We start from the raw sequence: 19065 nt of genomic DNA on the forward strand, positions 1-19065 counted from the left end.
CACGATAAGACCAATGAGATAGATGACACTGTTCATACGAGGACACCTCCTGTTCGAGGTCGAACTTATTAGGCTGCCCTGATGTTCCTAAAATGGGCGATTTTTTTCCGGATAAAGCCGCTGGCTTCTCAAACGTGTTTTTTGCAACCGATGCGGCCACTGCGAGTTCTGCGGCGGCAGGGGGCCGAAACCCGGAGAATGGCGGTGGCGGCGCAGACGGAATTGCAGGAAATGGAAAGAGGGCGCGGTCGCGATGCCGACCGGCCGTCCGAAATCCCTCTGGCGGGGTGGTGGGATATTGGCTGGCGCGTCTGGCGGGAAGTCGCCCAGGACCGGGTTCTTCTGATCGCCGCCGGCGCGACCTTCTACCTTCTGCTCGCGCTTTTTCCCGCGCTCGCCGCCTTCGTCTCGCTGTATGGCTTTGTCGCCAACCCCTCCACGGTGGCCGAGCATGTCTCCCATCTCGGAGGCCTGCTGCCTTCGGCCGGCATCGACATCATCAGAAATCAGTTGGAGTCGCTCGCCTCGCAAGACCAGCAGGCCTTGGGAATAGGCTTCGTTATCGGCCTGGCGATCGCGTTGTGGAGCGCAAATAACGGCGTCAAGGCGCTGTTCGACGCCATGAACATCGCCCATGAGGAGACCGAAAAGCGCAGCTTCATAAAGCTGAATCTGATGTCGATCGCCTTCACCATGGGCGCGCTGCTGATCGCGATAGGCCTCATCCTGACGGTCGGCGTGGTGCCTGCGGTCCTCGCTTTTCTGCGGCTCGACGGCTGGGCGGAAACGCTCATCGCCATCGGCCGATGGCCGGTGCTGCTCGTGGCGATCCTCACCGGCATCTCGCTGATCTACCGCTTCGGGCCGAGCCGGCGTCCGCCCAAATGGCGGTGGCTGAGCTGGGGCGCGGTGATGGCGACGGTGGTTTGGGTCGCCGCGTCCTGGGGCTTCTCGTATTATCTGCAGAATTTTGCCAACTACAACGCGACCTACGGATCGCTTGGCGCGGTGATCGGTCTGATGATGTGGACCTGGATTTCGGTGATCATCCTGATCGTGGGCGCGGAGATCAACGCCGAGATGGAGCATCAGACGGCTCGCGATTCGACCGTCGGCGACCGCTCAAGGCCGATGGGGGAGCGCGGCGCAGTGGTCGCGGACACGCTCGGCAAGACTGCCGAGGAGCTATAGCCCGCCATCGGCGAATGTCAGCGTGCTCTATGGAAATGTCGAACGGCTCCATTCGCGGAAATCATGCGGCTAATCAAAGTTGGAGCCCCAGAGTGAGGGACTCCAACACCGATTAGACAATGGTCGTCCACTTACATCGATTCGACCATTGAGCAGAGCTCAGTCATTGCAGTGCTGTAGGTGCCGGATCCTGCCGTGCCGCTAGCGGCCATATCGGACGAGGTCGTGTCCGTACCGGTCGTCCCGGTAGTCGTCGAGGCCGTAGTATCGGTGGACGTGCCGGCGGCCGGGCCGCTGGTGTCGGGTGTGGTCGAAGCCGTCGTATCCGTTGACGTACCAGCTGTACCTGAGGCCGTGCTGTCGGACGGAGTTGTTGTTGAAGCGGTCGTGTCCGTCGACGTGCCTGTGCCTGTCGTTGTATCCGAGGCCGTGCTGTCGGACGGAGTTGTTGTCGTTGAAGCGGTCGTGTCCGTCGACGTGCCTGTGTCGGGAGCAGAGGCCGTGGCCGAAGAGACCGTGGCGCAATCCTGCTTGACCTGCGCCTGCTGTTCCGTGCTCAGCGAGGACCAGCTCGATTTGATTTCATCCTGGCTCTTGAGCTGGGTTTTCGAGGCGTCGGCGAAGAAGGCGTCGGCGATCGGGCCTGACCAATCGCTGGTCAGCTCCTTGTCGGCTTCGGTCATCATCATCGTGTCGGTCGCCCCCGGGGTTGCCGTGGTGGCGCCGGACGTGTCGCTGGTCCCGGTCGTGCTGCTTTGCGCAATGGCGCTTGTGCCCAGCGCCAGCGTAAGCATCGAAGCTGCAATAAGTCTGTACATCATGTCCATGAATCCCGTTTGTGGTTGGAGTTTTCGCCCGCTCGGGGCGCGAACAAAACCGACCCGCTTGGATGATGTTCCGATATTTTTCCAAAAAGTTCCCGACCCGGCGCCGCGTCAGGGGCAGCCACAATCCGCAAGTTTCATTTCGTTCTTGCCGGGCCGCACGGAACATCGTCCGCCTCCCGCGGTTCGGATGGGAAGGGAGGCGAAGCTGATGAAACGGTCATGGGAAATGACAAGCATCATCGTGGTAGCGGTCATAGCCGTCGTGATGCTGATCGCTTTTCTGTGGATCAATGGCGGCTTCGGCACGGCTCCTGTTGCAACTCCAGGGAGCGAGCACCCGGCCACCAGGGCGCCTGCCGACGTCGAACCGCCCGAGCCGAACACGCCTGCCGCCGAGCCGCAATGAGCCCGGCCTAAAAGTCACCGAAGGAGTTGCACTTGCCGGATCAGAGGTGGTTCGGCGCTGCCGTCGCGAGTTCCGGCCGCTTCGACGCCTTCGAAACCACCGCGCCGGCGGCTTTGGGCGATGCGGACTTGCCCAGACTGACATAGCGCAATCCGTGCAGCGCGATCTTCTGAGCAGTGAACAGGTTCCGATAGTCGATCAGCAGGCTGCCCGACATAGCCTTCGCCAGCCGTTTCAAGTCAAGCGCGCGGTAGTCCTCCCATTCGGTGAGGATGACCACTGCGTCGGCATCCTGCGCCGCGGCATAGAGGCAGTCATGCATTTCGACACCGCTGAGATGACGTGCGGCGTTGGCCTCGGCCTGAGGATCATGAGCGCGCACCGACAGCCCGGCCTGCTGCAGCAATGGAATGATGCTCAACGCCGGCGATTCACGGACATCGTCGGTATTTGCCTTGAAAGCCAGGCCGAGCACCGCCACTCGCGCGCCCCGCGCCCGGTCGCCGAGTTCTGCGACGACGCGGCGGGCCAGGCTGCTCTTGCGGGTCTCGTTCTTGGCGACAAGCGTCTCTACGAGAGACTGGCGCGCGCGGTGCTTGCGGCCGGTCGCCACAAAGGCTCGCGTATCCTTCGGAAAGCAGGATCCGCCGAAGCCTGGGCCGGGCGACAGGAAGCTCGTGCCGATGCGGCGGTCGAGGCCCATTCCCCTGGCTACCGCCTCAATCTCGCCGCCGACCTGCTCGCAGAGGTCGGCGACATCGTTGATGAAGCCGATCTTGAGCGCGAGGAATGCGTTCGACGCGTATTTGATCAGTTCGGCATTTGCCGTGTTGGTGACCAGCACGGGCGTTTGGCGCCGCGTGAGCGGTGCATAAAGTTCTTCAAGCAAGGCGGCTGCGCGTCGATCGTCGGCGCCGATGACGATGCGGTCCGGATGCAGGAAGTCCTCGATCGCCGAGCCTTCGCGCAGGAACTCGGGATTGGAGGCGACCGAGAAGTCCAGCCCCAGCCGTTTCTCGGCGATCACTTCGCGAAGCCGTCGGCAAGTGCCGACGACAACCGTCGATTTCACGACCACGACGGTGTTCGGCTTCATGACGGGCGCAATCTGTCGGGCGGCCGCTTCGATGTAGCTCAAATCGATGTCGCCATTGGCTCCGGCCGGCGTCCCCACTGCAAGGAAGATCGCATCGGCCCTGCTGGCCGGCCCCTTTGTGTCGGCCGAGAAATCAAGCCGGCCGCCATCGCGGTTCTTGCGGATCAGGTCATCCAGGCCGGGCTCGTAGATCGGCGTTGCGCCTGCGGCGAGGGCTTTGATGCGCGCCGCGTCGGTATCGACGCAAGTTACCGAATGGCCGAGTTCTGCCAGGCAGGCGCCTGTGGTCAGTCCGACATAGCCTGCACCGATCATCACCACTTTCATGTGTTTTTCCTGCGTCTGTGAAATCGATACTAAAACGGCCCTCCCAACAATCCTGGGCCTCATCTGTTCCCGCAAGGGTGGATGGAAGTCCCCGAAAAGCTGGCTTCGCCCGGCTCGCCGGATTAGTCGCGCGACTGCTCCGAACTCTCGATTTCATCCAAGACGGTTTCGGGGTCGACGTCCTTCTGCAACTCGTCCAATTCGGGGCCGATCGTTTCGGAAAGACCGAGATGGTTCGTGATCGCCGACACCATGGTGATCAGTCTCGTGACTTCGTGCTCGGACAAAAGGCTGATCTGAAGATTGAGGTCTGCGCGCCGGTCGTCGTTTTCCGCCATCCGGTTCTGGCTGATCAAAACGAAGCTGGTCAGGAAAATCGCCTCGACCGAAGCAGTCATAGCCAGGATGACAAACGAGGGGTCCCACGGCTCCATTACCGGCAGCCAGCCTGTGTTCACGCCGATCCAGAAGGTGACCGCAGCCAGGTGGAGATAAACGAAAGTCATGCTTCCGGTAAAGGCGGTGATGATTTCGGCCAGACGCTCCTGAAAGCCGGCCGTTGCCGCTTCCCGATCACGACGCCGCACCATGGCGCGGATATTGTGTTCGAGCGCGGAACCGAGTTTCGCGGCCTCCTCCCGAGACCGCCCTGGCGGTTGCCGACTGCTGGATCTGGAGCGCTGCATGGTGTGCCTGTCGTTCGGATAAAGCACCTAACTGCCTCGCGGGCAATCGGTTGCGTCTGTGCAGGCCGCCGTCCAGCCGTGGAATTGCGCGCGGTGATTGCAGTCGATCACCCTCGGACAGGATGCCGGGAACATATTCGGGAACTCGCAGTTCGGAGCCGGTATTTTCATCCGGAATGTTCGAGGAGCAATTTCTTGAAGCGGATCCTTGTTACCGGTGGCTGCGGCTTCATCGGTCGATATGTAGCTGACGAACTTTTGGCCAATGATTACGAAGTGCGCGTACTGGACAGCTTCATCGAGCAGGTCCACGGCAAGACCGCGGCCAAAAGTGCGCCGGATGTCGAAATCGTAAGGGCCGATTTGCGGGACGCGGATGCCCTCAACGGCGCGCTCGACAGCGTCGATGGTGTGGTGCATCTGGCCGCCGAGGTCGGCGTCGGGCAGTCCATGTACGAGATCGCGCGCTATGTCGGCGGCAACGACCTTGCTACGGCGGTTCTTCTCGAAGGGCTGATCCGCAAACCCGTCCAGCGCATCGTCGTAGCCTCGTCGATGAGCGTTTACGGCGAGGGGCTCTATGAGACGCCTGACGGCAGGCGCATCGGCAATGCCCGGCGGCAGCAGGCCCGTATCAAGGCCGGCGCGTGGGATCTCGTCGGCCCCGGCGGCGAGCGGCTGACGCCGGTGGCGACCGACGAGGAAAAGCCGGTCGATCTCGCCTCCATCTATGCGTTGACCAAATACGCGCAGGAGCGGGCGGTGCTGATCTTTGGCGAGGCCTATGGCGTCGATGCTGTAGCCCTGCGCCTGTTCAATGTCTTCGGCCCCGGCCAGGCCCTGTCGAATCCCTATACAGGCGTGCTGGCGAACTTCGCCTCCCGCCTGGCAAACAGCCAGCCGCCGATGATCTTCGAGGACGGCCGCCAGCGCCGCGATTTCGTCCACGTCAAGGATGTCGCGCGGGCGTTCCGGCTCGCTCTCGAACAGCCGCAGGCGCGCGGGCATGTGATCAATGTCGGCAGCGGCCAGGCATACGCCATCAGCGAGGTAGCCGCGCTGCTGGCCGAAGCGATGGGCGTGCCGGAGATCAAGCCGGAAATTCTGGGCAAGGCCCGTTCCGGCGACATACGCAACTGCTTCGCCGATATCTCCAAGGCGCGCGAACTGCTCGGCTTCGCGCCGCAATTCCAGCTGGAGAATTCGCTCGGCGAACTGGCGGAGTGGGTGGGAGAGACCTGCGCGGAGGATCGCGGGGCGGAGATGAAGCGGCAACTCGAAGAACGGGGCCTGGTTTCATGACGAAACAGCGTTCCCTCTCCGCGGAAGGAGATGCCGCGGCTGGCGTGCTGGCGAAGCCGGCGACGATCGGCAAGGCTGCGCCTGTCGTCGTCATCGGCGGCAGCGGCTTCATCGGCTCCAACCTTGCAGCGAGTTTTCTGGCCGATGGCGAGGACGTCGTTGTTGTGGACAATCTGAGCCGCCCCGGCGTTGACCAGAATCTGGCGTGGCTGCAGGAGCGCTTCAGCGCCCGGGTGCATCCGCTTGTCGCCGACATTCGAGATCGCGCTGCGATCGAGCCTGCCTTCGCAAATGCCAAGGCGGTGTTTCATCTGGCCGCACAGACCGCAGTGACCACCAGTCTCGCCGATCCGCTGGAGGATTTCGAGGTCAATGCCCGCGGCACGATCAATGTGCTCGAAGCGGTGCGCAAGCGCGGCAGGCGAGTTCCCGTCATCTTCGCCAGCACCAACAAGGTCTATGGCGGTCTCGACGACATGGCCATGATCGAGATCGATGACCGCTATATTCCCGCCGATGAAGCCGTCCGCAGTTTCGGGGTGGCCGAGACCCGTGGGCTCGATTTCTGCACACCCTATGGCTGCTCCAAGGGCGTCGCTGATCAGTATGTGCTCGACTATGCGAAGAGCTACGGCTTGCCCACGGCCGTGCTGCGCATGAGCTGCATCTACGGGCCGCGCCAGTTCGGCACCGAGGACCAGGGCTGGGTGGCGCATTTCCTCATCCGTGCCCTCGAGGGGCGGCCGATCTCGATCTATGGCGATGGCAAGCAGGTGCGCGACATACTGCATGTCACCGATGCGGTCGCGGCGTACCGGGCAGTGCTGGACGCCATCGGCTCGGTCAGGGGCAACGCCTTCAATCTGGGCGGCGGGCCCCTTAATGCCGTCAGCCTGCGTCTTCTCCTGCGCGAAATCGACCGCATCACCGCCAGCGACACTCGCGTGACATACGGGGACTGGCGGCAGGGCGACCAGTTCTACTTCGTCGCCGACACCCGCAAGATCCAGTCGGCCCTTGGCTGGAAGCCGCGGGTCGGCTGGCGCCAGGGCGTGCGCGATCTGGCGCGCTGGCTGGAGACGAACCGCATCACGCCCGAAGTGAGGGCCATTCCCGAGCGGAGGATCACCGCATGAGAGCAGCCCTGGTCAATCCATCGTGGACCTATGACGGCAGCATTTATTTCGGATGCCGCCATCCGCATCTGCCGCTGGAGCTCGGTTATTGCAAGGCGCTTCTCGAAGGCGACGGGCATGAGGTGCTGATGCTCGACGGGCAGTTGCAGCACCTCGACAATCGGGCGCTCGCATCCCGTGTGGCGGGTTTCTCGCCTGACTTCACCGTCGTCACGACCGCCCCCACCTACCTTTTTTGGCGTTGCGCGCCACCGGAACTGCGCGTGCCCGCGGAATTCCTGTCGGCATTGGGCGACAGCGGCGGCGCGACCGTGGCGGTCGGCCCGCACGCCTCGGCGACACCCGCTCCGACGCTGCGCAAGCTCGGCGTCGACATTGTAGTCCGCGGCGAATGCGAGGAAGTGGTCGCCGAACTGGCCTCCACCCGCGATTGGAGCAACATCGCCTCGACTGCCTACCTCAAGGATGGCCGAATTGTCGTGAACGGACCCATCCACGCGAGTTCGTTCGTGAACCATCCGGCGCTGAAATGGCCGGCGGGATGGCTCGCCAATCACGACCACCACCATCACCGCTTCGATAGCGAGCCGCACGGCCTCGGGGCCGAGGTCGAGGCCTCGCGCGGCTGCCCGTACAATTGCAGCTTCTGCGCCAAGATCGATTTCCGCGACGCTTACCGGCGGCGAAATCACGACGCGATCATGGAGGAGATCGACGGGCTGATCGCGCAGGGCGTCGGTTACATCTATTTCATCGACGAGATCTTTCTGCCGCAAAAGGCGCTTCTCGAAGCCCTCGTCGATCGAAACGTCCAGTTCGGCGTGCAGACCCGGATCGATCTCTGGAAACCGGAGTTGCTCGAACTGCTCGGCGCCGCCGGCTGCGTGTCCGTCGAAGCCGGGCTGGAAAGCCTTACGGTCGAAGGCCGCGAAATGCTGGCCAAGCGCTGCCGCCTCGGCACGGAGGAACTGGCTGAACTGCTGATCAAGGCGCGCCGCCATGTGCCGTTCGTCCAGGCCAATCTGATCGGCGTGGTGCAGGACGAGAAGTCGCTCGTCGACTACTGGCGCAAGCACCTCATCTCCAATGGCGTGTGGGCAAACGACCCGGTGCCGCTCTATCCCTATCCGAGTTCGCCGAGCTACCGCGAAATATGGGGCGAGCCTGACGACCGCGCCTGGGAGCGCGCCCACGATCATTATCTCGCCTCGTTCGACGCCTTCAGCGATATCCAGGAGCAGCAGCCTCTGCCTCTGCCGGTCCTGGAACAGCAATGCTGCAGGGTCTGACCATGCCGCCGCGCCGAATCTTGATGACGATCGACGCCGTGGGCGGCGTCTGGCGCTATGCCATGGATCTGGCGGCTGCATTGCGAACTGAGGGCGTCGAGACTGTATTCGCAGGTCTCGGGCCCGCTCCCTCGGCAGATCAGCAGAGCGAGGCAATGGCGATCGGAACCCTCGAGTGGCTCGACGCACCGCTCGACTGGATGGCGAGGGATGAATCGGAACTCGATGCGCTGCCGCGGCTCGTTGCGCGGATGGCCGACAGGCGCCAGATCGATCTCATCCATCTCAATCTGCCGTCGCAGGCGCGCGGGCTCGAAGTCTCCTGCCCGGTCGTGGCGGTTTCCCATTCATGCGTGGTTACCTGGTTCCAGGCAGTGCGGGGCGCGCCGGTCCCCGACGGGTGGGCTTGGCAGCAAGGGGCCAACCGCGCCGGCTTTGACCGGGCGGACGCCGTAATGGCGCCGAGCCGCAGCCATGCAGACATGCTTTGCGCCTGCTATGGGTCGCTTCCGCGCCTCACGGTTGTTCCCAATGCGGTGACCGACCATTCGCCGGCGGTCACTGTCACCAGAGAAGACTTCGTCTTCGCCGCCGGGCGTTGGTGGGACGAGGGCAAGAACGGCGAGGCGCTCGGCAGAGCCGCCGCGGCAATGGCGTGGCCGCTAGTCGTTGCCGGACCGACGACCGGCCCCGCCGGCCAATTCGTGTCGATGGACGGTGTCAGGCAAATCGGCGAGGCTTCGAACGCAAAAGTTCGGTCGCTGATGGCCGGCGCCGGCATCTTCGTCTCGCCCTCGCTCTACGAGCCTTTCGGCCTCGCCGCGCTGGAGGCCGCGCGTTCTGAGACGCCGCTGGTCCTGTCCGACATCCCGACCTATCGCGAACTGTGGCACGGCGCGGCGCTGTTCGCAGACCCGCATCGGCCAGATGCTTTTGCGGACGCGGTCAACCTGCTCGCCGCCGACGAGGGACTGCGCATGGAAATGGGCGCGAAGGCGCTTGCCCGATCGCGCCGGTTTACCCCGGAAGCGCAAGCGGCTGCGGTGCTTCGCGTTTATGAGGCGGCGGCCCACTCGGCGTTTCCGCTCGGCGTGGCGGTGTAGCGATGCGGTTTGTCTTCTACACCCACTCGCTGGTTTCGGACTGGAACCACGGCAACGCGCACTTCCTGCGTGGTGTAATGCGCGACCTCATCGCCCGCGGCCACAACCCAATCGCTCTCGAACCCGAGGATTCCTGGAGCCGCCAGAATCTCGTGGCGGAGCGCGGCCCGCTCGCAGTCGAGCGCTTCCGCCGCGATTTCCCCGGCCTGGTTTCAAAGAGCTATGGCCCGGATTTCGACCACGAGGCATCGTTGCACGATGCGGATGTGGCGATCGTGCATGAGTGGACGGAGCCTGAGCTTGTCGCGCGGATCGGTCGCATCCGTCGCAATGGCGGCAGGTTCACCCTGTTCTTTCACGACACGCACCACCGCGCTGTCTCGCAGCAGCGCGCCATCGCCGACCTGATCCTGCAGGACTACGACGGCATACTCGCCTTCGGCGAGACATTGCGGCAGCGCTATCTCGATGCCGGCTGGGGCCGGCTCGTGTTTACCTGGCACGAAGCGGCCGACGACCGGCTGTTCCGGCCATTGCCGGATGTCGAGAAGACCAGCGATCTTGTCTGGATAGGCAATTGGGGCGATGACGAGCGCACCGCCGAACTGGAAACGTTCCTGATCAGGCCGGTCGTTGAACTCGGCATAGACGGGACGGTCTGTGGCGTCCGCTACCCGGAGGAGGCGCTGGCCGCTCTTCGCGGCGCCGGTTTGCGTTACCGCGGCTGGATCGCCAATGCCGACGTGCCGCTGGCTTTCGCGCAACACCAGGTGACGGTGCACATCCCGCGCCGTCCCTATGTGGAATCACTGCCCGGCATACCAACGATCAGGATGTTCGAGGCTCTGGCCTGCGGCATTCCGCTGATATCGGCGCCGTGGGACGATGCGGAAGGCCTGCTCCGGCCGGGCGAGGATTTCCTGTTCGCGCGTAGCGGCGTGGAAATGACTGCGCTTCTGCGACAGGTGCTCTCCGACGGGGCCATGGCCGCCGCTTTGGCTGCCTCCGGCCTCGAGACAATCCGCGCGCGGCATACCTGCCGCCACCGCGTCGACGAACTGCTCGCCATCCTGGCCGATCACGGTTCGGCTCGCGTCATCGATCAACTTGCGCCGAAGGAAGCTGCACAATGAAGATTGCGTTTTACGGCTCCAGCCTGCTCTCATCGTACTGGAACGGGGCGGCGACCTATTATCGGGGCCTGCTGAAAGCGCTTGCGGCGCGCGGCTACGACATCACCTTCTACGAGCCCGATGTCTATGACCGCCAGAAGCATCGCGACATCGATCCGCCCGACTGGTGCAAGGTCGTGGTTTATGACGGCACGATCGAGGCGTTGCGGGAAGTGACCCGGGAAGCGGCAAACGCCGATATCGTCGTGAAGGCGAGCGGCGTCGGTTTCGAGGATACTGCGCTGCTCGAGCACTCGCTGGCCTGGGCCCATCCCGGCGCGCTCAGGATATTCTGGGATGTCGATGCGCCGGCAACGCTGGCAGAGCTGCGCGCCGATCCCGCTCATCCGATGCATCGGGCGCTGAAGCGCCGCATCGATCTCGTGCTGACCTATGGCGGCGGCGATCCCGTCGTTTACGACTACCGGCAGATCGGGGCGACGGAATGCATCCCGATCTACAATGCGCTCGACCCCGAGACCCATCATCCCACCGAGCCAGATCCACGCTTTTCCGCCGATCTGAGCTTCCTCGGCAACCGCCTGCCCGACCGCGAGGAACGGGTCGAAAGCTTCTTCCTTGCGCCTGCCGCGAGGCTGCCCGGCCAGAAGTTCGTCCTCGGCGGCGCGGGCTGGGGCGACAAGCCGATGTCGGCGAATGTCGACTATATCGGTCACGTCCCGACCCGCGACCACAACGCCTTCAACTCGACACCCAAGGCGGTGCTCAACATCAGCCGCTCCAGCATGGCTGAGAACGGCTTCTCGCCGGCCACCCGCGTTTTCGAGGCGGCAGGCGCCGCCGCCTGTATGATCACCGATGCATGGACCGGGATAGACCTGTTTCTCAAGGACGGCGAAGAAATACTGGTCGCTCGTGACGGTCAGGATGTCCAGGAATTGCTGCAGGAGCTTTCGCCGGAGCGCGCCCGCGACATCGGGCAACGCGCCCTGGAGCGCGTCCTGCGCGAGCATACCTACGCGCACCGGGCCGCCGACGCGGATCGCATCTTCCGGAGCTTCGCCGGCAGGGCGGTGGTGGAGGCGGCGGAATGAAGAACCGGTCGCTGGACATAGTTTTTATCGGGCTTTCCCTTTCCTCATCCTGGGGAAATGGCCACGCAACCACGTTCCGCAGCCTGCTGCGCGGCCTTCATGCCTTAGGCCACTCGGTTCTGTTCCTGGAACGTGATGTTCCCTGGTATGCAGACAGCCGCGATCTGCCGGATCCCGACTTCTGCGTCCTGAAATACTATGACGGTGTATCGGACATGACGAGCCGGTTCGCCAAAGCTTTGAACGACGCCGATGCGGTGATCGTGGGCTCATATGTACCACAGGGCGTACAGATCATCGATGCCGTCGCGGCCGTCCGGTCAGGGCGCCCGCTGTTCTTCTACGACATCGACACGCCGGTCACGTTGGCCAAGCTCGCCAATAATGACGAGGAATATCTGGCACGCCGCCAGGTCCCGCTGTTCGACACCTATTTCTCCTTTTCCGGCGGGCCGGTGCTCGACAGGCTGGAAGCCGAATTCCGCGCCCGCAACGCCGCGCCCCTCTACTGCTCGGTGGATGCCGGGCAGTACCGCGCCACCGGCGAGCCGGTCGAGTGGGATCTCGGCTATATCGGCACCTACAGCCCCGACCGCCAGCCGGCGCTCGAGCGCCTGCTGATCGAGCCCGCCCGGCGTCTTCCCGACAGGCGCTTCGTCGTCGCAGGCCCGCAATATCCGCTCGACATTGTCTGGCCGGTCAATGTCGAGCGGATCGAGCATTTGCCGCCGGCGAAGCACGCCTCCTTCTACAGCCGCCAGCGCTTCACCCTCAATGTCACGCGCGCCGACATGATCGAGGCCGGGTGGTCACCAAGCGTCCGGCTGTTCGAGGCCGCCGCCTGCGGCACGCCGATCATCAGCGATTTCTGGAATGGTCTCGACCGGCTGCTGCCGGACGGCGAAGCGATCACTATCGCCCGCTCGACGGATGATGTCATCGCCGCGCTTACGCAAACAAGCGATACCAGGCGGGAAGCGATTGCCCGGGCCGCGCGGGCGCGTGTGATGGCAACGCATACGGCCGAAGTCCGGGCGCGTGAACTCGTCGCCCATTTTGCATCGGACAGGCAGCGCCTGCGGATTCCGCAGGAAATTGCCGGCAGATTGACCGAAAGCGTGGCGTAAGGCGGCCTTGGTGAGAAGGAAAAGCAGCATGCATGGCGGCAACGGACGGCTCAGGACAAGGACTGCGTTGGTTGCCGGCGGCGCCGGTTTCGTCGGCTCGCATCTTTGCGATGCTCTGCTGGCGGCCGGACACAGCGTGATCTGCGTCGACAGTTTCCTGACAGGCTCGCTTCGCAACGTGGCGCCGCTCCAGAACCACCCCGACTTCAAACTTGTGAAGCACGATGTATGCGACGCGCTTTCCTTGCCGCGTCCAGTCGATTGGGTGTTCAATCTAGCTTGCGCGGCTTCGCCTCAGCGTTACCAGGCCGATCCGGTGCACACGATGATGACCAGCGTCGTCGGCGCCAAGAATCTTCTGTCGCTCGCCGAGGAGCATGGCGCTGTCTTCGTCCAGGCGTCGACCAGCGAGGTCTATGGCGATCCCGAGGAGCATCCCCAGCGCGAGGATTATCTCGGCCATGTAAACTGCACCGGCCCGCGCGCCTGTTACGACGAGGGTAAGCGCGCCGCCGAAGCGCTTTGTTTCGATTTCCTGCGCGCCGGCCGCGTCGACGCGCGCGTGGCGCGCATTTTCAACACTTATGGTCCGCGTATGCAGGCCGATGATGGGCGCATCGTCTCCAATTTGATCGTGCAGGCGCTCAAGGGGGAACCGCTGACCGTCTATGGTAGCGGCGAACAGACGCGGTCGTTCTGCTATGTATCCGACCTTGTACGGGGGCTGATCGCGCTGATGGAAGCCGATCCCAATCCGCGCGTCCCGATCAATCTCGGCAATCCCGGCGAGTTCTCGATCAACGAACTGGTCGAAATGGTCCTGGCCCTGATCCCGACATCTTCGAAGGTCGCATACGGACCGCTGCCTGCGGACGATCCGCAACGCCGCCGGCCCGATATCGGGCGGGCCAGAAAGTTTCTCGGCTGGCAGCCGCGGGTGGCGCTGGAGCAAGGCCTGCGCGAAACCGTGTCGTGGTTCGAGACGACTCTCAGCCGGACACCCTCTCGCCGGAGCCGGCGGAAGCTCGGCGTCGCGACCACGGGAGGCCGCGTGACGCTTCAGGCGGGCGAATAGCCGGCTATCCGAACTCCCTCAGCTGGCGCGCTTCCTCTTCGAGTATCTCGGCGATCTCGTCGACGCTGATATGCGTCGCCATCAGGTGGATGGCGCATTCCAGGAAAGATATGGATGACCGCCGCAAATAAGCCTCGGTTGCCTCGGCCGCCATCTGCTTCGCTCGCTTGACCTCATTCTTGCGCATGGCGCGCTCCCGCTCGGTTCTCTGATTGGCCAACCTATGAGCGGGTCACTTGTTCCGAATCCGCCATGAAACATACGGAACAATTGCCGAATCTTTGCCGTTGGACTGCCAGAACCGGGATTCGGAATCATGCCGAGAAGATACAGAGCCGTGGTGCGGCACGAATTGTCCGCCGACGTGATCGACCAGTTCACCGGGCAGCCGGCGCGCTGGTTCGCCCATCCGCTGGTGGATATCGAAAGCGACGAGGCCACCGATCTCGCCGACCTTTTGAACCTGCTCGACCGGCGGCGACGCCTGCTGCACCAGTCGCGCGGCGCGGCTCACTAGCGCGCCTTTCCACCACACGAGCGCATCGTCTTGCCCGAGGGGCGGCGGGGATTTGTGTCGCCCACGCCGCTCTGAAGCGGAACGAACGGGCCGGCGGGCGGTTTTGGTTCGAAGGAGACGCCGATGTTCGACACGGAACCGATCTGGATGTTCGCCACGGTGCTCGGTCCGGTGGTCCTGGGCGCCATCATTGCCTACGCCCTGCTGGCGCGCCGCCGGCTTTCGCCGCGTGAAAAGCGTGAGCGCGATGCGGCCACCCGCCGGCTTTACGACGAAGAAAGCAGCAAACGGTCATAGGCCGCAGAGCACCGGATCATAGTTGCCGCTTGACCTCCAGCAAAACGCAGCATCGCGTCCTATTGGCGATGACGCAACTTGATCGCGCGCCGGTAGATACAGATCGCGCCAAGGACAGAGGCGGTTATACCTCGATCGTTTGCAGGCGTTCGGCAATCAACCCAGCCAGCCTTTCGGCGACTTCGTCCTTGCCCATCTCGGGCCATTCCTCGATGCCCGCCTTCGACACGATCCTGACCCGGTTGCGGTCGCCGCCCATGACGCCGCCTTCGGGCGAGACATCGTTGGCGACGATGATGTCCGCGCCCTTTTTCCCGAGCTTGGCCTTGGCGTTCTCGACTACGCTCTGGGTTTCGGCGGCGAAGCCTACGACCAGCCACGGCCGCTTCCGGTGATGGCCGACGCCTGCCAGAATGTCAGGATTCTCGACCATCTGGAGCGCTGGAGGCCCCTCGCCCGCGACCTTCTTGATCTTCTCGCCAGCCGAATTTTCCGTGCGCCAGTCGGCGACGGCCGCGACCATCACCGCGGCGTCCGCCGGCAGCAGCTTTTCCACAGCGTCGCGCATCTCGCGCGCTGTTTCGACATGCAGCGTATCGACGCCGGTAGGATCGGCGATCGTCACCGGGCCCGAAACCAGCCGCACATCTGCGCCAAGGCGCGCCAGCGCCGCCGCGATGGCGTGGCCTTGCTTGCCCGACGAGCGGTTGGCGATGTAGCGTACCGGATCGATCGGCTCGTGGGTCGGGCCGGAAGTGACGATTATTCTTCTCCCCGCCAGCGGCTTTGGGCGCTCGTCAAGCATCGCCTCGATTGCCGCGACGATCTCCAGCGGCTCGGCCATGCGGCCTTCGCCGGCCTCGTTGCGCTCCGCCATTTCTCCTTTGGCCGGACCGACGAAACTGACGCCATCCTTCTCCAGCGTGGCGCGGTTGCGGCGGGTCGCCGGATGCGCCCACATTTTCGGGTTCATCGCCGGCGCCATCAGCACCTTCTTGTCGGTGGCGAGCAGCACGGTGGAAGCCAGATCGTTGGCCTGACCACCGGCGAGCTTCGCCATCAGATCGGCGGTGGCAGGCGCGACGACCAGAAGATCGGCCTCGCGCGACAGGCGGATGTGGCCGACATCATGCTCGTCCTGGCGGTCGAAGAGTTCGGTGAAAACGTGATCGGCCGTCAACGCTCCGACTGACAGCGGCGTGACGAATTCCCTGGCGGCGGCGGTCATGACGCAGCGTACCGAGGCGCCGCGCTCGCGCAGGCGGCGGATCAGATCCAGGCACTTGTAAGCCGCGATGCCGCCGCCGATGATCAGGAGAATGCGCTTGCCGGAAAGGGTCATGCGGGGCCTGTCGGTCAGGCCGGCTTCAGCGCCGGTTCGATATCGGTATGGCTGAAATCGTTGCCCTTGAAAAGGAGAGGCAGATTGCGCGTCTTTGCCAGAGCATAAGAAAAACAGTCGCCCATATTCAGACCTGCCCTATGACCAGAGCCTCGGCCGTAGAGCGCGTAGGCTCTACGTGCCTGGCGCAGTTGTGCGTAGTCGAATGCCACCTGGTCCAGGTCAAGAAGATCGATCAGCGCTTCAAGTCGAGCGGCACCATCTGGAAAGCGCTCGCCCGCCACGACGCAACTCGCCTCGAACAGAGTGGCTAAACTCACCAGGACGCTATCCGCATTATGAAACTCTTCCTTAAACAGCTGTGCGTCGGGCTCATCGTTAAGAACGGCGATCATCGCTGACGTGTCCGCGACAAAGGACGTCATTGCAGGCCTGCGTCCCACATTTCGTCACTCACCTTTTTGAGGTCGAAGGGCCGTTCCGGCTTCTTGCCCAGCTTGCTCATTGCTTCGATCGACGGCTTGCGGCGGCCGGCCGGCGCGAGGACGCTTCGGGCAAGCGTATCCCGTGCTTCCTGCTCCATCGAAACGCCGCGATTGGCCGCGCGCTTGCGCAATTCGCGTTTTATATCGTCGGGAAGATTTCGGATCATCAAAGTGGCCACGGTAGCCTCCACGCGATGCATGTAATGCTTGCATTGTAAGCATTGCATGCATTGCAGTCAATCAAGCCAACTGGATGGCAATCCACACCAGCGTCAGCGCGATCACCCAGAGCGCCGCGCGGCCTGAGCGGGTGTGGCGCGCTTCGGCTTTGCCGATGGCGTTGGCGGTCGCCGGATCAAAGCGAAGGCCGTGCTCCGCCATCAGGTCGATCTCGCGCGACAGGCGCTCGGTGCGTGCAGCGAGGTCCGGCGCCTGACGAGCGAGTGTCAGAAGCGCGTTGGCGCCGTCGCGCGCGTCCGCCAGCATCCCGCGCGGCCCGAGATTGTCCTTGATCCAGTGACTGACCACCGGCTCGGACGTCTTCCACATGTTGAAGGCCGGATCGAGCGTGCGCGCCACGCCTTCCACCACGACCATGGTCTTCTGTAGCAGCACCAGTTCGGGCCGGGTCTGCATGTCGAATATTTCGGTGACCTCGAACAACAGTGTCAAAAGCCTGGCCATGGAGATCGTTTCGGCCGGCTGGCCGTGGATCGGCTCTCCGATCGCCCGGATCGCCTGGGCGAAGCCGGCGACATTGAAGTGGCGGGGCACGTACCCCGCCTCGAAATGCACCTCGGCGACACGGAAATAGTCGCGGGTGATAAATCCGTAGAGGATCTCGGCAAGGAAGCGCCGCTCTTTCTTGTCGAGACGGCCGGCAATGCCGAGATCGACCGCGACGATGGTGCCGTCATCCTCGACGAACAGGTTTCCCGGATGCATGTCTGCGTGGAAGAAGCCGTCGCGCAGCGTGTGGCGCAGGAATGACTGAATGAGGTTCGCCGCAATGAGCTTCAGGTCGTGGCCAGCCGCCCGCAAACCCTCGATATCGCTCATCTTGATGCCGTCGACCCACTCCAGGGTCAGAACATCACGGCCGGTGCGTTCCCAATCGACGGAAGGCACGCGAAAACCCGGATCGTTTTTCGTATTTTCACCGAGTTCGGAAAGCGCGGCCGCCTCCAACCGCAAATCCATCTCTATCTTGGTGGTTTCTGCGAGCGTCTGGGTGACCTCGACCGGCCGCAGGCGCCGAGTATAAGGGATGTAGCGCTCCTGCAGCCTCGCGGCGAGAAAGAAGCTCTCGAGATCGCGGAAGAAAGCCTTGCGCACGCCGGGCCGTATGACCTTCACGGCAACCTTCGACACGCTGTCGCTGTGGGCAACCTCGGCCCAGTGCACCTGTGCGATCGAGGCGGCGGCGACGGGATCGCCGAGGCGGGCGTAGAGGTCGCCAACGGTCCGCCCGAGCGAGGCTTCAATCGCGACGATGGACTGCTCCTGCGGGAAGGTCCGCATACGGTCCTGCAAAAGCGAAAGGTCGAGCGCGATTTCATTGCCGACCACGTCGGGCCTCGTCGCGAGAAACTGGCCGAGCTTGACATAGGACGGGCCAAGCCGCGCGACCGCCTGCGCCAGCCTTTCAGAGCGGCCGCGGCCGATCGCCCGCCTGCGCGTGAGCAGCCGCGCTATCCGCCAGCCTAACCTCGGTAGGCCATAGAGTTCGTCGCCCGGCAAGGCCGCGATGACGCCCTCGCGGGTCAATATCCAGCCAGCCCAGGCAAGCCGGAATGCCGCTCCCAGACTGCTCATGCAGATGCGTCCGTCACAGCTTCCAGCCCGAATGCAGCGCCGCGATGCCGCCGGAATAATTGCGCCATGTCACGCGGTCGAAGCTTGCGCGGCTGATCATCGAAGCGAAGTTTTCCTGATTGGGGAATTTACGGATCGATTCGACCAAATAGGCGTAGGGCTCGCCGTCGCCGGCAACAACCTGGCCGATGCGCGGAATGGCGCTGAACGACCACGCTTCGTAAATGCGGTCGAGCAACGGCATCTCGACCTCGGAAAATTCTAGGCAGAGGAAGCGGCCGCCCGGCTTCAGGACGCGGAACGCCTCCGACAGGGCAACCTCGATCCGCGGCACGTTGCGGATGCCGAAGGCGATCGTATAGGCGTCGAACGTCTCGTCGGCGAAGGGCAGTTCCTCGGCATTGGCCTCGACGAAATCGGTGTTGGCTTCCAGTCCGCGCTTTGTTGCGCGCTCGCGGCCGACTGCCAGCATGGAGCCGTTGATGTCCAGCACCGTCGCATGGGCATTGCCGTGCGAGGCGTCGATGATGCGGAAGGCGATGTCGCCGGTGCCGCCGGCGACGTCCAACACTTTCCAGCCCGGCCGCTTCGGCGGATTGAGCCAGGAGACCAAGGCGTCCTTCCACAGCCGGTGCAGGCCGCCCGACATCAGATCGTTCATCAGGTCGTACCGGCCGGCAACGCGATGAAACACGTCGTTGACCAGCGTCTGCTTCTCGCCAGCGCCGACATCCTTGAAACCGTAGGAGGTTTCCATGCCGCCGGCGGCCGTTATGCGCTGCTCTGACATTATTTTCGATCCGCCATAAAATTGGCC

At 63.5% G+C, this 19065-nt stretch carries 19 protein-coding genes and 1 pseudogene; 12 read left to right on the forward strand and 8 right to left on the reverse strand.

Going from position 1 to position 19065, the window contains the following annotated elements:
• Positions 1 to 198 precede the first annotated feature (198 nt).
• Together MAXJ12_RS00005 and MAXJ12_RS00010 are read left to right on the forward strand one after the other, a co-directional pair.
• The gene (locus MAXJ12_RS00005; RefSeq protein ID WP_085983837.1) at positions 199 to 1191 is read left to right on the forward strand and encodes a YihY/virulence factor BrkB family protein; all 993 of its coding nucleotides are present in this window, start codon (positions 199 to 201) and stop codon (positions 1189 to 1191) included.
• A gap of 270 nt (positions 1192 to 1461) precedes the next feature.
• Positions 1462 to 2424 (forward strand): hypothetical protein, encoded by a 963-nt coding sequence (locus tag MAXJ12_RS00010; RefSeq protein WP_139043743.1) that lies wholly within the window; start codon positions 1462 to 1464, stop codon positions 2422 to 2424.
• 40 nt (positions 2425 to 2464) lie between these two features.
• Here the strand turns inward: MAXJ12_RS00010 and MAXJ12_RS00015 are convergent, their stop codons facing one another.
• Together MAXJ12_RS00015 and MAXJ12_RS00020 are read right to left on the reverse strand one after the other, a co-directional pair.
• Entirely contained in the window at positions 2465 to 3847 is a 1383-nt protein-coding gene (locus MAXJ12_RS00015; RefSeq protein ID WP_008833662.1) for a UDP-glucose dehydrogenase family protein, read from the reverse strand.
• Positions 3848 to 3969: 122 nt separating this feature from the next.
• On the reverse strand, positions 3970 to 4533 hold the full coding sequence (locus MAXJ12_RS00020) for a DUF1003 domain-containing protein (RefSeq protein WP_040584445.1): 564 nt from the start codon (positions 4531 to 4533) through the stop codon (positions 3970 to 3972).
• Between the two features lie 195 nt (positions 4534 to 4728).
• Between MAXJ12_RS00020 and MAXJ12_RS00025 the strand changes: the two genes are divergently transcribed.
• From MAXJ12_RS00025 to MAXJ12_RS00060, 8 genes and pseudogenes are all read left to right on the forward strand, one after another.
• Complete coding sequence (locus MAXJ12_RS00025) at positions 4729 to 5835, forward strand: NAD-dependent epimerase/dehydratase family protein (protein WP_008833664.1); 1107 nt, start codon at positions 4729 to 4731, stop codon at positions 5833 to 5835.
• 47 nt (positions 5836 to 5882) lie between these two features.
• A pseudogene (locus MAXJ12_RS00030) lies at positions 5883 to 6971 on the forward strand (NAD-dependent epimerase/dehydratase family protein); the annotation flags it as partial.
• A complete protein-coding gene (locus tag MAXJ12_RS00035; protein WP_008833666.1) occupies positions 6968 to 8260 on the forward strand; it encodes a TIGR04295 family B12-binding domain-containing radical SAM protein in 1293 nt (430 codons plus the stop codon). The pseudogene MAXJ12_RS00030 and the gene MAXJ12_RS00035, both read left to right, overlap by 4 nt.
• The gene (locus tag MAXJ12_RS00040; RefSeq protein ID WP_008833667.1) at positions 8245 to 9363 is read left to right on the forward strand and encodes a glycosyltransferase family 4 protein; all 1119 of its coding nucleotides are present in this window, start codon (positions 8245 to 8247) and stop codon (positions 9361 to 9363) included. The genes MAXJ12_RS00035 and MAXJ12_RS00040 overlap by 16 nt, the downstream gene beginning before the upstream one ends.
• 2 nt (positions 9364 to 9365) lie before the next feature.
• Complete coding sequence (locus MAXJ12_RS00045; protein WP_008833668.1) at positions 9366 to 10496, forward strand: CgeB family protein; 1131 nt, start codon at positions 9366 to 9368, stop codon at positions 10494 to 10496.
• Positions 10493 to 11590, forward strand: a complete 1098-nt coding sequence (locus MAXJ12_RS00050; protein WP_008833669.1) for a CgeB family protein — start codon at positions 10493 to 10495, stop codon at positions 11588 to 11590. Before MAXJ12_RS00045 ends, MAXJ12_RS00050 begins: the two co-directional genes overlap by 4 nt.
• Positions 11587 to 12717 (forward strand): CgeB family protein, encoded by a 1131-nt coding sequence (locus MAXJ12_RS00055; RefSeq protein ID WP_008833670.1) that lies wholly within the window; start codon positions 11587 to 11589, stop codon positions 12715 to 12717. The genes MAXJ12_RS00050 and MAXJ12_RS00055 overlap by 4 nt, the downstream gene beginning before the upstream one ends.
• Positions 12718 to 12745: 28 nt before the next feature.
• Positions 12746 to 13792: a UDP-glucuronic acid decarboxylase family protein gene (locus MAXJ12_RS00060; RefSeq protein WP_008833671.1), complete on the forward strand. Its 1047-nt coding sequence runs from the start codon at positions 12746 to 12748 to the stop codon at positions 13790 to 13792.
• A 4-nt stretch (positions 13793 to 13796) separates the two neighbouring features.
• On the opposite strand, the gene MAXJ12_RS00065 is transcribed toward MAXJ12_RS00060, so the two are convergent.
• Positions 13797 to 13979, reverse strand: a complete 183-nt coding sequence (locus MAXJ12_RS00065) for a hypothetical protein (protein ID WP_040584441.1) — start codon at positions 13977 to 13979, stop codon at positions 13797 to 13799.
• A gap of 129 nt (positions 13980 to 14108) precedes the next feature.
• Here MAXJ12_RS00065 and MAXJ12_RS00070 point away from each other — a divergent pair, with 129 nt between their 5' ends.
• A complete protein-coding gene (locus MAXJ12_RS00070) occupies positions 14109 to 14309 on the forward strand; it encodes a hypothetical protein (protein ID WP_139043744.1) in 201 nt (66 codons plus the stop codon).
• Positions 14310 to 14432: 123 nt separating this feature from the next.
• Positions 14433 to 14606, forward strand: a complete 174-nt coding sequence (locus tag MAXJ12_RS38130; RefSeq protein ID WP_008833674.1) for a hypothetical protein — start codon at positions 14433 to 14435, stop codon at positions 14604 to 14606.
• 124 nt (positions 14607 to 14730) lie between these two features.
• On the opposite strand, the gene coaBC is transcribed toward MAXJ12_RS38130, so the two are convergent.
• From coaBC to ubiE, 5 genes are all read right to left on the reverse strand, one after another.
• Positions 14731 to 15948, reverse strand: coding sequence for a bifunctional phosphopantothenoylcysteine decarboxylase/phosphopantothenate--cysteine ligase CoaBC (coaBC, locus tag MAXJ12_RS00075; protein ID WP_008833675.1), 1218 nt, complete (start codon positions 15946 to 15948; stop codon positions 14731 to 14733).
• 14 nt (positions 15949 to 15962) lie between these two features.
• Positions 15963 to 16373: a type II toxin-antitoxin system VapC family toxin gene (locus MAXJ12_RS00080; RefSeq protein ID WP_008833676.1), complete on the reverse strand. Its 411-nt coding sequence runs from the start codon at positions 16371 to 16373 to the stop codon at positions 15963 to 15965.
• The gene (locus MAXJ12_RS00085; RefSeq protein ID WP_040584450.1) at positions 16370 to 16612 is read right to left on the reverse strand and encodes a FitA-like ribbon-helix-helix domain-containing protein; all 243 of its coding nucleotides are present in this window, start codon (positions 16610 to 16612) and stop codon (positions 16370 to 16372) included. The genes MAXJ12_RS00080 and MAXJ12_RS00085 overlap by 4 nt, the downstream gene beginning before the upstream one ends.
• Positions 16613 to 16673: 61 nt before the next feature.
• Entirely contained in the window at positions 16674 to 18248 is a 1575-nt protein-coding gene (ubiB, locus tag MAXJ12_RS00090; RefSeq protein WP_008833678.1) for a 2-polyprenylphenol 6-hydroxylase, read from the reverse strand.
• A gap of 13 nt (positions 18249 to 18261) precedes the next feature.
• Entirely contained in the window at positions 18262 to 19038 is a 777-nt protein-coding gene (ubiE, locus tag MAXJ12_RS00095) for a bifunctional demethylmenaquinone methyltransferase/2-methoxy-6-polyprenyl-1,4-benzoquinol methylase UbiE (RefSeq protein WP_008833679.1), read from the reverse strand.
• Positions 19039 to 19065 lie beyond the last annotated feature (27 nt).

The organism is Mesorhizobium alhagi CCNWXJ12-2, from assembly GCF_000236565.1.
Taxonomy (GTDB): Bacteria; Pseudomonadota; Alphaproteobacteria; order Rhizobiales; family Rhizobiaceae; genus Allomesorhizobium; species Allomesorhizobium alhagi.